Annotated in this window: 8 protein-coding genes and 2 rRNA genes; 3 read left to right on the forward strand and 7 right to left on the reverse strand. The window is 43.9% G+C overall.

The genetic code is table 11. The features are described from left to right. Nucleotides 1-3 precede the first annotated feature (3 nt). The gene (locus SULKU_RS12550; protein WP_013461347.1) at nucleotides 4-2916 is read right to left on the reverse strand and encodes a molybdopterin-dependent oxidoreductase; all 2913 of its coding nucleotides are present in this window, start codon (nucleotides 2914-2916) and stop codon (nucleotides 4-6) included. Between the two features lie 10 nt (nucleotides 2917-2926). Further along, complete coding sequence (locus SULKU_RS12555; RefSeq protein ID WP_013461348.1) at nucleotides 2927-4048, reverse strand: sulfurtransferase; 1122 nt, start codon at nucleotides 4046-4048, stop codon at nucleotides 2927-2929. Nucleotides 4049-4354: 306 nt separating this feature from the next. Here SULKU_RS12555 and SULKU_RS12560 point away from each other — a divergent pair, with 306 nt between their 5' ends. From SULKU_RS12560 to SULKU_RS12570, 3 genes are read left to right on the forward strand one after another with little or no spacing between them, the layout of a single operon-like run. After that, complete coding sequence (locus SULKU_RS12560) at nucleotides 4355-4960, forward strand: hypothetical protein (protein WP_013461349.1); 606 nt, start codon at nucleotides 4355-4357, stop codon at nucleotides 4958-4960. After that, nucleotides 4957-5331 (forward strand): hypothetical protein, encoded by a 375-nt coding sequence (locus SULKU_RS12565; protein WP_013461350.1) that lies wholly within the window; start codon nucleotides 4957-4959, stop codon nucleotides 5329-5331. Before SULKU_RS12560 ends, SULKU_RS12565 begins: the two co-directional genes overlap by 4 nt. Further along, entirely contained in the window at nucleotides 5321-6361 is a 1041-nt protein-coding gene (locus SULKU_RS12570) for an Mrp/NBP35 family ATP-binding protein (RefSeq protein WP_013461351.1), read from the forward strand. The genes SULKU_RS12565 and SULKU_RS12570 overlap by 11 nt, the downstream gene beginning before the upstream one ends. A 40-nt stretch (nucleotides 6362-6401) precedes the next feature. On the opposite strand, the gene SULKU_RS12575 is transcribed toward SULKU_RS12570, so the two are convergent. The 5 genes from SULKU_RS12575 to SULKU_RS12595 form a co-directional block, all read right to left on the reverse strand. Beyond that, a complete protein-coding gene (locus SULKU_RS12575) occupies nucleotides 6402-7235 on the reverse strand; it encodes a hypothetical protein (protein WP_013461352.1) in 834 nt (277 codons plus the stop codon). Beyond that, nucleotides 7232-8182: a DUF302 domain-containing protein gene (locus tag SULKU_RS12580; protein ID WP_013461353.1), complete on the reverse strand. Its 951-nt coding sequence runs from the start codon at nucleotides 8180-8182 to the stop codon at nucleotides 7232-7234. Before SULKU_RS12580 ends, SULKU_RS12575 begins: the two co-directional genes overlap by 4 nt. A 225-nt stretch (nucleotides 8183-8407) precedes the next feature. After that, nucleotides 8408-9706: an OmpP1/FadL family transporter gene (locus SULKU_RS12585; RefSeq protein WP_013461354.1), complete on the reverse strand. Its 1299-nt coding sequence runs from the start codon at nucleotides 9704-9706 to the stop codon at nucleotides 8408-8410. A 514-nt stretch (nucleotides 9707-10220) separates the two neighbouring features. Next, nucleotides 10221-10336: ribosomal RNA gene (gene rrf, locus SULKU_RS12590) — 5S ribosomal RNA — on the reverse strand. Between the two features lie 131 nt (nucleotides 10337-10467). Next, nucleotides 10468-13387, reverse strand: a 23S ribosomal RNA gene (locus SULKU_RS12595). Nucleotides 13388-13403 lie beyond the last annotated feature (16 nt).

Raw genomic sequence — 13403 nt, forward strand, 5'->3', positions numbered from 1 at the left:
CCCTTAATACTGTACGTCTTTTGCTTTTTCGTAATTCACGGCGCCATCATAAGCGTACTGATTACCGTCCCACAGACCACCAAATTTAAGGTGACCCCAACCGTCTGCCATTTCAAGAAGATTCAATGATGTCGGTACAACTTCATTGTGCCCTTTGTTTTTCAAATACATGTACGGTTCCCATCCGTGTTCCAATACCAAACCGTCAGCCGGTGCGGAAGATGAGAGTTTCGCCATTGCATAAAATTCACCCAAAGCGTTATAAATACGGATAGTATCACCGTCTTTGATCCCTTTTGCTTCGGCAACCACACGGTTTACCTGAATCGCAGGTACACCACGCTGCAAGCGGAGCAATGTACGTGACGTTTTGTAGTTCGAGTGGATAGACCAACGAGCATGCGGTGTCATAAATACGTACGGATAGTCTTTAGACTGAGGACGGATCCCTTCCATACCTGTATTCGTTGCCGCGCCCATTTTGATGTACATATCGTGGTCAACATAGAATGTTTGACGACCCGAGAGTGTTTCAAGGCGCTCGAATTTATAGAGGTGGAACTCCATTGAACTGTACGGACGGTCTGAATACAACGGAGAAGATTTCGCCGCTTTTTCATTGATCAGCAAGAATCCGCCCACTTTGTACATTTTTTCCATTGTCCACGGCTCATACTGCTCACATTTCTCCAATGCAGCTTGTACCGCCATTTTATCGGTGCCAAGATAGTTTTCACCCGCACCCTCAGATTCTGGGTCAGTATTGGTGTACTCTTTGTGGAAAATCGTCAAGTCATGGAAACCCGGTTTCGCATATTTCGGATGATCTTTTACTTTTGCTTTTCCAATATTTTCCGGTCGGTTTGCCAACTCTTCCATTTTTTTAGCAAGGAATGTAAACATTGACCACTCATCCATCGCTTCACCGACATTTTTAATGTTTGCAACCGGCTGAGCCAAGTTGGTAAAACGGTGGTAACCAGGACTTGTACGTAAGTCATAAACTTCATAGTGTGATTTTGCCGGTAGCAATACGTCGGCAAATTGTGCCGCTTCAGACATACGATAATCCACATATCCGTAGAATTTCGTTTTATTCAAGAACGCTTTACGGTATTCAGATCCCTTATTACGGCGGAATTTAGAGTCCGCTACGATAAGAGCACAATCCGGTTGCCACCACGGTTTATTGACATTACCGTGATGTGCTTCCAAGTTTTTCGTATTGTTTTTGCCTTGACCTAGCATCTCTTCGAGAACGGCCATATACTCTTTTTTGGACATACCGTTTTGAGCACGTTTAACATCTTCGTCACCGAAATATTGGTCGAATGTTTTCATTCCGTCGCCGAATACGAACTCACCGACAAAACCTGATCCGAAACGAGCATTGTATTTACCGCTGAATCCGGCAAGAACACCGAGACCTGAGAGGGTAAATTCATTTTCCGTGTTCAATCCGCCGTATGGTCCCATACGCCCTGTCAATCCGCAGATAGATGAGATGTTCCAAATTGACATAACACCATTGAAGTATTTATTCAATGAGAATCCGGTTGTGATCTCAACAACTTTCGGCAATGCGATATCGCGTGCCAATTGACGTGTTGTATCCGGATGAACGCCCGTTACGTCTTTAATCGCTTCAGGGGCAAATTTTGCCGCTGATTTTTTAAGCATTTCAAATACGGTCGTTACGGTACGTTTGTCACCGTGCATATCGGTAATCGTCCACGTTCCTTCGAGTTCAGGTTCAATCCCTTGCTCGTCAAGACGCAACGATTTGATTTTAGATCCCTCTGTACCCGGCATCAAAGCGACTTTTCCGGTCGCTTTATTCATACAATAGAACTCTTCTTCAAATTTATAATGATCTTCATCATTTGCCGCGTGTTCCATTTCAGAGCGGCGGATCATTTTTTGTGTTTTTACATCGACCAAGAACGGAAGGTCGGTAAATGTTTTCATAAACTCAGGTTTGTAGAGTTTTTCGTTCAAGATGACGTTGATAACACCCATTGCAAGGATATTGTCCGAGCCTGCTTTGATTGGTATCCAAAGGTCGGCAGATTTAGCCGTCGCATTGAATTCAGGGGTAATAACGATAATTTTTGCTCCGTTATATTTCCCTTCCCATACGAAGTGAGCATCCGGAATACGTGAAACCGACGGATTTCCACCCCACATAACCGCAGTATCGACGTTATACATGAAATCCCATGTACAACCGACGTTACCTTCACCGTATGCGATCGCCGCACCTGAGAACATATCCCCGAGGTAAGAAGACGGATAAATACGAATTGCACCGAGTTGAGTCGAGAAACGTAACGGCGCTCCACGGCGACCTTCAGTCAAAAGACCTGTTCCCGCGTGAACCATCAATTTATCCGGACCGCGTTCAGGATCGGTCATACAATCGAAAATCTCTTGACATACACGCTCTGCCGCTTCGTCCCAGCTAACACGTTTCCATTTACCTTCACCGCGTTCACCGACACGAACCATCGGGTAAAGGATACGGTCTTTTTGGTACATCACTTGTGAGTGCTGAACCCCTTTGTTACATCCGCGCGGATTGAAGTCAGGAATTTTAGCATTGATTACCGGATAGCGTGCCGATTGGTTTTCACGAGTAACTACACCGTTGTTTGACCAAACTTCCCACGCACAGTTACCTTGACAGTTTACACAGTGGTATGCGAAACCGTGTTCCTCTTTTTTACCGTACGTAAAGCCGAATTCGTTGCGGTACATATCTTCAGTATAGTTGGTATTAGGATAATTCTCTTTACCGTTTTCTACCGAGATCACATTAGTCTTAGCGAATAGTGAGCCTTGTGAAGCTACTAGCGCTGCCGTCATCCCCGAAACTTTCAAGAAGTCGCGGCGTTGATTGTTCATTACTTTTGTCATAGCTATAGCCTTATCGTTTAATCGGAAGGTTCATATCGTTACCCCAAACATCCCAGCTTCCTGTGAAGACTTTGACGTTTTTGTAACCCAACAATTGAAGCGCAGTGATGTGTTCCGAGCTTCGTCCCGCACCTACGTGGCAGTACGCATAAATTGTTTTGTCTTTTGTGATTCCGTAGTTGTCGTACACTTTTTGAAGTTCTTCCGCTGAACGGAAAGAGAGTTTTTTATCGGCATCAGAGATTTGACTCCACTCGATAAAGGTAGCTCCCGGTACGTGACCGCCGCGCGCGACGTTATCCATTTTACGTTCACCGATGATCTCAGCGATACCCCGTGAATCAATGATAACGTATTTAGAATTTTTCCCGTTTTTGAGAATATCTTCCATAGCGTGCTTCACTTCATTTTTATCCGCAATTACGCTGTATTTGATTTTTTTAGGGTCAATTTTATACTTTTTAGGTGCTACAACCTCATCCCCTTTGACAACAAGGAGACGTTTTTCAACGATTGCCATTTTTTCTTGAAGCGCTTTTGCATCTTCATCTGCTTTTTTAATGGCCGCTTCCAACGCCGCTTTATCAGCGCCCTCTTTTTTAAGTGCCTCTTTCGATTCTTTTGCTACTTTTTTAGCGGCTTTAAGATCTTTATTCAACGCATCGTACTCTTTTTGAGCCGGGTCGATTGCCATCATAGCTGCACGTCCGCCGTTTAGAACTTTGACGTTCTTGTGGCCGTAACTGTCAAAAAACGAGTAAACACCCGTCGCATTCGGACCTTTAAAGTCATCGTATGCGATAACCATCATATCGTTGCTGATCCCTTTTTTACCGATTGTTTGTTCGGCATCGTCAATACAGCGGTACAATGGTGCACAATGCATTTCACCATCGATATCTGAATGGTGAAGGTGGTGAGCATACATCTCTACCGACCCTTTAATATGACCGAGTTTATAAATATCTTCGTTATCACCTGATACGAACATCACTTTTGGATTGCCAACCAGCTTGACCGCTTCTTCGGCAGAAATAAGAATTGAATTATTCTTATACCCATCAGCAGCCATTAAGATGGTCGATGCCGACAGTGATGCCGCAACACATAGTGTTTTTAGCAATCTGTTCATCCGTGCTCCTTCTTCTATTTTGAATATGCACCCATGGTGCGTTAATTTACGGAATTACCGCATACATTATAAAGGTGAGACTCTTAATAAGCAGTAAACAATGTAATATAATTGTAACATTGATTACAAAATGTTACATTCTTATCACAATTTAGAGACAATACATTATTCGTCGTTATTTTACGTTTTCTTATACGTCCAAACTCTGTTATTACCCTTATATAGTATGATTAATACTTGCAATTTAATCACTTTTTGATAGTATGACGATTATTTTTATCACATATTTAATGCAAAAGGAGCTATATGAGCGCCGAAAAAATTCAAAATGCCATTACTCAGTCCGATACAGCCGTACTTATCGAGCTCTTAGAAGACAAAACCCTTCCGATCGAGGAGGTAGAAAAAATCTATCAAGCATACAAAAATGACAAACTGATTGTAGGCCAAGTCGCCATGAACCTATCTTTGCGAACATCCGTATATGAGCGTGAGAAAGAATACAGCCCTATCATGGTTTCACTTTTAATCGATATTGCAAGCAACCCTGTCGACATGGGGGCACGCTGGGCCGTTGCCAAAAATCCCCACACCCCGGTTGAAGTGCTCCGCCATCTCTCTGCTGATCCGATCAACCTCGTTCGTGCTTTGGTTGCCGCAAATCCCTCTACTCCGAGCGATATCTTGGAAAAATTCTTCAGTGATGAGAAAATTGTCCGAGACGGACTTTCGGGCAATCCGAATACCCCCGCCAAGTTGCTAAAAATTTTATGTGACGACAACGATAAAATGGTGCGAATGCGTCTTGCCGAAAACCGTTCCGCCCCGACAGACATTATACAAATTCTTGTGAATGACAGTGATGTCGATGTCAGTAAAGCTGCGGAAGCAAACCTTGGAGAACGTCAATGAAACAGCGTCATTTTGAGGAACGAAGCCAGTTTATGAGCCTCGAAAATCACTTTCTGAATACTTTTTTTTCAGGCCTTTATCTCAGTGCCGGTGATTTTATAGCGGTCGGACGTGCGAATGGAGTTGATTTGCAAATGCATTCTCGAGAAATGCTGATCAAAGATTTATTAAACGAATCCAACAAAGCCGGAAGCCTCAGCGGCGTTATCGCATCATTGAATACGCTTATCGATGAACGCATCAGCACCTGTCATCGTCTCAGTCTCGAATATCCTCATGCTCGAACGCCTCTTGCAAAACTGGCGCAAAAAGCAACCGGGAGCAAAGCTCTTTTAGCCCGTGAAGCCAGAGGAAATCCGTATGAACACTAAAAAATTGCTTGAAGCTCTAAATGCACTCCCCTACCCCGGCCTCAGTCGTACATTGGGAGAACTTAAACTCATTTCAACCGTAAAAGTCGTAGATAATAGTGCATCTATCGAACTTCTTACTGTCAGTGACGATTCCTATTTGACGGTAAAATCTGCCATTGAAACCGCTTTTGAAAAAGAGTTTACTGCACTTAATATCACCAAAAAAGCGCTCGTCCAAAAAGATACCAACTACGGCAACAGTGCCGCACCGAATAACCGTGCACCCTATGCCGCAAACGTTATCGCCGTTACCAGCGGTAAAGGGGGAGTCGGTAAAAGTACAGTCAGCGTCAATCTGGCCATCGCTCTCGCACAGAAAGGGTATCGTGTAGGAATTTTGGATGCCGATGTTTACGGCCCCAATGTACCGCGTCTGACCAATACCGACTTGGAAAAAATCAAATGGAATGATGACAACCAAATCGTACCGAGTGAGAATTACGGTATTAAAATCATGAGCGTCGCACTCACTACACCTACTTCCGATACCCCACTCGTGTGGCGCTCGTCGGTTGCCGTGTCGGCATTGATCCAATTTTTGGAAGACGTGGCATGGGGAGAACTTGATTTCCTCGTCATCGATATGCCTCCGGGAACCGGCGACATCCAGCTCACTATGGCGCAAGAGCTCCCGATCAGTGCGGGCGTCATCGTGACAACACCTCAACTGGTCGCCAGTGATGACGTCAGCCGAGCCATTCGGATGTTTCAGGATATTCATGTCCCGATGGCAGGATTGGTAGAGAATATGAGCTATTTCGTCGCCCCCGACACCGGAACCCGTTATAATATTTTCGGCAGCGGCGGCGGAGAGCGATTGGCGGAGCGTTATAACATCCCGTTACTGGGTCAAATCCCTTTAAATATGGATATTCGCGAAGGGAGCGATAACGGTGAGCCTCCGGTTGTTTTGGGCAATAATACGTTAAAAAGCTATTATAAAGAGATCGTAGAAAATATGCTAAAAGCGGTGAAGTTTAAAGTTTAGAAGATGGTAAGTTTCCACATAATGTGGAAACTTTACTTATTTATTTGAAAATTTTCTTCAAATCTACTTCAACTGCACCCGGTACGGTTGCAATCGTCATAAATTCACTCATCGTGAGCAGCGGATAACTGATCGCAATAAAATACTTCGCACTCAGCGCTTTCGCTTGGCCGTTTTCAATCAATACGGCCCATGGCAATAATTCACTGTTTTGAGTTCCGATCTTTTTAACAAATCCGTTTGTACGGCGATCTAGACTTACAAACGCTACATAGCGGTCATCTCCGAGTTTAACAACAGCCGTTGTCCCTTTGGCTTTTTGCGCTTTCGCAACCAAATCTGCGGTCGTGCCTTCACCGACAACGCTCATGTCTTCATAATACGGCATACCGACCATAAAATGATATCCTGCCAAACCGTCAAATTCCCATTTATCGGCTGAATCTTTTAATGGACCGAATGCTTTTTCTAGTGATGCAAGCGTTGCTGCAGCTGTAGCATGGTTATACTCTTTTTGCATGAACGCTTTTCCGAAATAAACCGGGTTTGCAATACTGATTTGCTTGTTCTCATCATCAACCAAAATACGTCCTACAGCAGCAAGCCCACGTGTAGGTTTATTCGCCGTATCTTTCATTTTAGCGTTTGTATAAAGCACTGTTGTTCCTGCATCGCCTTTATACGTACCGACTACTTCGAATCCCGCAGCAGAGAGTTTAGATTTTGTACTCTCTACATCATTGTATGCTCCGATTTTATAGGCAGAAACAACTTTTTCTACTTTAACGCCTGCTTCAGCTGACGGAGTCGTACCGGCACACCCGCAAAATCCGATAACGAGTGCACTCATGATCAGTGTATAGAATTTTTTCATAGCTCTTTTGCTCCCAATCCGGTCATGATTTCAATAATTTCTTTATCCAAAGCAACGATTGAATCGTTCATTTTCTGATCGTTGATTCCCATAACCGCTGTCCATGTTGCAAGACGAGGCATACCGATCATAAGCTTGTTTGATCCTTTTTCAACATACATGTACATTGAACACGGTGCGAATGCTCCTGCATCCGGACGACCTTGATTGAAAATCCCTTCTGAGAATTTAAAATGACAGAGAGAATAAACCCAATACGCATCAAAACGGCCAAACTCGATATTATTATCAGTCATAGACCCTTTAATATCTTTATATCCTGCAATGATATATTGGTTTGCTTCAAACGCTTCTTCGAATTTCCCTTGGAAATCACTGATAAAAGCATCCAAACTAGCCCCTCGCTCAAACGGAAGTTCAAACGTCATCATCGGTTTTGCCGGTAATGCACTGTACTCTACGATTTGAACTTTGTTCCCGATCTCTTTTTCGATCATTGCATCGAGTTCAGGAAATGTCGCGATAAATTTAGCACGTACGTCTGCATCTTTTACCCCTGTAATATCAAGCATGGTTTCAGGAGTGATGTGCCCTACGTAGGTTTTATCTTCAGATTGCTTTTTCCATACATGGAGGTTAAACGGACTGAATCCACCCAATGACGGCTCTTTCAAAAGCAATGGCCCGACTGCTGCATCTTTGGTAACTGAGAAAAACCCGAGATTATCGAGATTTGTCCCGCCGTATTTTGTTTTATACCCATCGTTAATACGCTCATGCGGATCGGAGAGGACAAAACCGATCGTCTGGATCTTTTCATTCACGAGGCCCATAAATTCTTTTTCTTTATCGCCTTCACCGATATAGAATTTTGCCCCTTGGGCACCAAAAGCCATTGAAGCGGCTAGTGAAAGTGCAGCTGCACCCATTAATAGTCTATTAAACATTTGATTCTCCTCTAAGTAATCGCTTATGAGCTGTGTGCCCTTTTTTGTTCAGGGGATATTCTATCACAAAGACATCAAATAAACGATAATAACAGCATAAGATTTTTGAACTCTTATTATTGTTGAAAAAAGTGGACGGATTGTGAATTATATATACCGTCATTGCGGACTAGATCCGCAATTTTAAGATACTGAATCTACCCTTTCAGGATAACGTAAAACATACTAGAAGTTAAATTTTACAGCTAGTGTAAGTGCTTGTTGTGAATGTTTTGTATTAGTGGCACTACCAGTTGCAACAGTAGTGGTTTCAACAGTATCACTCACTTCAGGACTATATGTGTATGCCATATCTAATGCTAAAGTTTCATTTATAGAATATCCTCCACCAATAGTATAAGCTTCTTCAACAGTTGCAGGGAACATTGCATAATTAAATAAGTTCATGGTATCACCATCTGTATTATAAGCTGGGTTACCATTTACAGGTACATTGCTTTTATTATTAGGAACAGGATTTTTCCCATAGTTATAACCGAGACCTAGCCAATAAGAATCTGCTGAATATTTTAAACCAAGAGCATAAACTGTTTGATCATCCCAACCAAAATCTTTATACCCTTTTGCATCAGACCATTTAATCTCTTTAACATCCATTGTAGCCGTAAACTTATCCAACTCATATGATACACCTATTCCATATTCTTCAGGTTGCTCTAAATGGTCAGATTTTGCCGGCAATGCAAGAGGATTCGAACCATAGCCGTATGCTTCAGCCGCATCAGATATTTGATTTTTATATTCCATATCAATTGCTGATTTATATACAGCACCAATTGTTAAAGATTTCGTCGGATTATAGTAACCTCCAAGTTGAAAACCAAATCCAATATCATTTGAGACACCACTACCAATATGTTTAGCATTTGTTGCTGCATCATTTGTATCATAATCTACACTTAGAGCACCATATTGAACAATTCCTGTAAGACCTAAACCATAAATATCATTCCCATATGCTAAAGATGGAGTAAATTGCATCAACATTAATGAGGATCTCATATTATATAAATCAACTTTACCGTTATAATTCTGGATTAATGATTTATCTGTACCTCTCCAATCAGTGCCCATACCAGCAGTACCATACATACCAAGTCCAAATACAAGATCATCGTTGATTCTATGTGCTAAAGAAATAGCCGGAATTACACTTGCATCTTCAGCACTAGTCATATCTACACCCTTAGTTGGGTCATTGACACTCCCAGCATTTGTACTAACTTGTACATCTGAATCAAATATAGTTCCAGCAAAAATAAATTCATCTTTACCTTTCAACTTAGCTAAAAGCGCGGGATTCGTTAATGCATTTGCAGAACCCATATTGTGAGCGATACCAGTTCCACCCAAAGCTCTAGACTCAGCACTCAGCCCTATCATATGATCCCCGTTTGTTGCGAATGCTGATGTAGCACTAAGAGCGATAGCAGCAGCGACCGCGATTTTGATTGAACGTTTCATTAATTCTCCTCGATAAGTTTATAGATTGAACCACTGAGTGGCTCGCTTACAACATCATTATAGGTCTGTTAAAATTAATCGAAACTTAACACAAAACGATCAAACTATTGCATTTTCTTATAATAGAGATCACATCTGTAATATGACGATTTATTTCATTTAGTTATGGTCAATAAAGCGTCAAAAGGAGCAATAAAAGACGTTTTATCCGCTATTAGTCTTAAAAACAATCTTTTACCTAAGTTAATGAATGAATAACGAAATTGTCACATTGTATCAAATAGTAACACTATGCGTGACAATTTTGTGATAGGTTGCCCATAAGAGGGTGTAAAATTGTAGTTTATGTGGAAGGGTAAAGAGATACTGGCGGCAAATGTGCTCACCTGCAAGCCGTTGGATCCTGCCGTACAAAAAAGTGCATTCGTAAAAAAGTCAATAAGGGTTGTAAAGTAAAAGTTTTGCTGTGATTGGTAAAAAAGGGGATTAAAAGTAAAAGAAGAAAAATCTGAGAGCCAGGCGGCGACCTACGTTTCCACACCTGAAAGATGCAGTATTATGAGCGATGAGGGTCTTAGCTTCCGGGTTCGGAATGGGACCGGGCGTTTCCCCCTCTCTATAGCCACCTGAACACTCAGAAGAGGATCTATCGAGATAGACTCTATTCTGAGAGTTTTGTTAGATGTATTTTCATTGTTAAGTCGTCAACTTTTCGTAACTTCATGCACATTCCACACTTATGCTTAATAAGGCGGTGAGCATAGATAAAGACGAACGTTCTATTAGTACCAGTCAGCTGAAAGCATTACTGCTCTTACACACCTGGCCTATTAACCTTGTAGTCTTCAAGGGAACTTCAGGGAGAGTTCATCTTGGAGTTGGCTTCCCGCTTAGATGCTTTCAGCGGTTATCACATCCGTGCGTAGCTACCCAGCGATGCTCTTGGCAGAACAACTGGTACACCAGTGGCACGTCCAACCCGGTCCTCTCGTACTAGGGTCAGCTCTCCTCAACTCTCCTGCGCCCACGGAAGATAGGGACCGAACTGTCTCACGACGTTCTGAACCCAGCTCGCGTACCGCTTTAAATGGCGAACAGCCATACCCTTGGGACCTGCTCCAGCCCCAGGATGCGATGAGCCGACATCGAGGTGCCAAACCTCCCCGTCGATGTGAGCTCTTGGGGGAGATCAGCCTGTTATCCCCGGCGTACCTTTTATCCTTTGAGCGATGGCCCTTCCACACAGAACCACCGGATCACTATGACCGTCTTTCGACTCTGCTCGACTTGTCTGTCTTACAGTCAGTCCGGCTTATGCCATTATACTCTACGAAGGATTTCCAACCCTTCTGAGCCGAACTTTGTAAGCCTCCGTTACTTTTTAGGAGGCGACCGCCCCAGTCAAACTACCCACCAGACAGTGTCCTCCATCAGGATAACTGATGCGAGTTAGCTATCAGAATACTCAAGGGTGGTATCTCAAGGATGCCTCCATTGCCACTGGCGTGACAATATCAACAGCTCCCACCTATCCTGCACATGAGTATCCCAATAGCAATGTCAAGCTATAGTAAAGGTGCACGGGGTCTTTCCGTCTTTCCGCGGGTAGGAGGAATTTTCACCTCCACTACAATTTCACTGGATCCCTGGTTGAGACAGCTCCCATCTCGTTACGCCATTCATGCAGGTCGGTATTTAACCGACAAGGAATTTCGCTACCTTAGGACCGTTATAGTTACGGCCGCCGTTTACTCGTGCTTCAATTCAATGCTTCGCTTGCGCTGACACATCCTTTTAACATTCGAGCACCGGGCAGGCGTCACACCCTATACATCCTCTTACGAGTTAGCAGAGTGCTGTGTTTTTGGTAAACAGTCGGGAGGGACACTTTGCTGCGACCCAGTTCTGCTCCAGAGGCAAGCTCCTTCACATACTTAGGGCACACCTTATACCGAAGATACGGTGCTAGTTTGCAGAGTTCCTTAACCAGGGTTCTTCCACGCGCCTTAGAATACTCATCTCACCCACCTGTGTCGGTTTACGGTACGGGCGACAATTGTTCTCGCTTAGAGGCTTTTCTTGGCACGACAGTATCATCGATTCTCCTCGCAGACCGAAGTCCTTGAAGAGCCTGTAAGATCTCGGAGTATTGCAACACGGATTTGCCTGTGTTACCTCCTACGTCCTTCGACCCACTATTCCATCAGTGAGCTCGATTAACTCTATGCGTCCCCCCATCACTCAAACGAACAATTGTCGGTGTTGGAATATTAACCAACTTGCCATCGTCTACCCCTTTCGGACTCGACTTAGGTCCCGACTAACCCTACGATGACGAGCATCGCGTAGGAAACCTTGGGTTTACGGCGAAGCAGATTCTCACTGCTTTTATCGCTACTCATGCCTGCATGCTCACTTCCAAACGCTCCAGCACTCCTCACCGGTATACCTTCAACGCTGTTTGGAACGCTCTCCTACCACTCGTATAAATACGAATCTAAAGCTTCGGTGCGTATCTTAGCCCCGTTATATTTTCAGCGCAGAATCGCTAGATCAGTGAGCTGTTACGCTTTCTTTAAAGGATGGCTGCTTCTAAGCCAACTTCCTGATTGTCTCAGCAACTCCACATCTTTTTCCACTCAGATACGACTTTGGGACCTTAGCTGTTAGTCTGGGTTGTTCCCCTCTTGACGATTGATTTTATCACCCACCGCCTGACTCCCGAGATTACGCATGAAGTATTCGGAGTTTGAAAGGGTTTGGTACCGCGGTAAGCAGCCCTAGCCCTGTCAGTGCTCTACCCCTTCATGTTACGACTCGAGGCTATACCTAAATATATTTCGGAGAGAACCAGCTATCACTAAGTTTGATTGGCCTTTCACCCCTATCCACAAGTCATCCGAGGGTTTTTCAACACCCACCGGTTCGGTCCTCCACTGGCTCTTACACCAGCTTCAACCTGCTCATGGATAGATCACTTAGTTTCGGGTCTGCAGCATCTGACTAATTCGCCCTATTAAGACTCGCTTTCGCTACGGCTTCCCGTTAGGTTAACCTTGCCAGACACCACAACTCGCAGGCTCATTATGCAAAAGGCAGTCCATCACCCCTCATAAAGAATGGGGCTCTGAATGATTGTAAGCCATAGGTTTCAGGTTCTATTTCACTCTGCTCACCGCAGTTCTTTTCACCTTTCCCTTACGGTACTGGTTCGCTATCGGTCTGGTAGTAGTATTTAGGATTGGAGGGTGGTCCCCCCGGCTTCAGTCAAGATAACACGTGTCCCGACCTACTCTGGATCCTGCTAGCTGTCTGTCAATTTCAAGTACGGGACTATCACCCTCTATGGTCGAGCTTTCCAACTCATTCTTCTATCGACTCGCAATGCCGTATGCAGTCCGCAACCCCGATGGCAAGCCATCGGTTTGTCCTATATCCCATTTCGCTCGCCGCTACTTTGGGAATCTCGTTTGATTTATTTTCCTCTAGGTACTGAGATGTTTCACTTCCCTAGGTTCGCCCCCCGAAGGGTACTGTACCTCTCGATACAGTGGGTTGCCCCATTCAGAAATCCCCGGATCAAAGCTTCTTGGCAGCTCCCCGAGGCTTATCGCAGCCTAGTACGTCTTTCATCGCCTCTACCAGCCAAGGCATCCACCTATGGCCCTTAATATCTTTTTCTAATTTGCGCTCACCG

The sequence above is a fragment of the Sulfuricurvum kujiense DSM 16994 genome, from assembly GCF_000183725.1.
Taxonomy (GTDB): domain Bacteria; phylum Campylobacterota; class Campylobacteria; order Campylobacterales; family Sulfurimonadaceae; genus Sulfuricurvum; species Sulfuricurvum kujiense.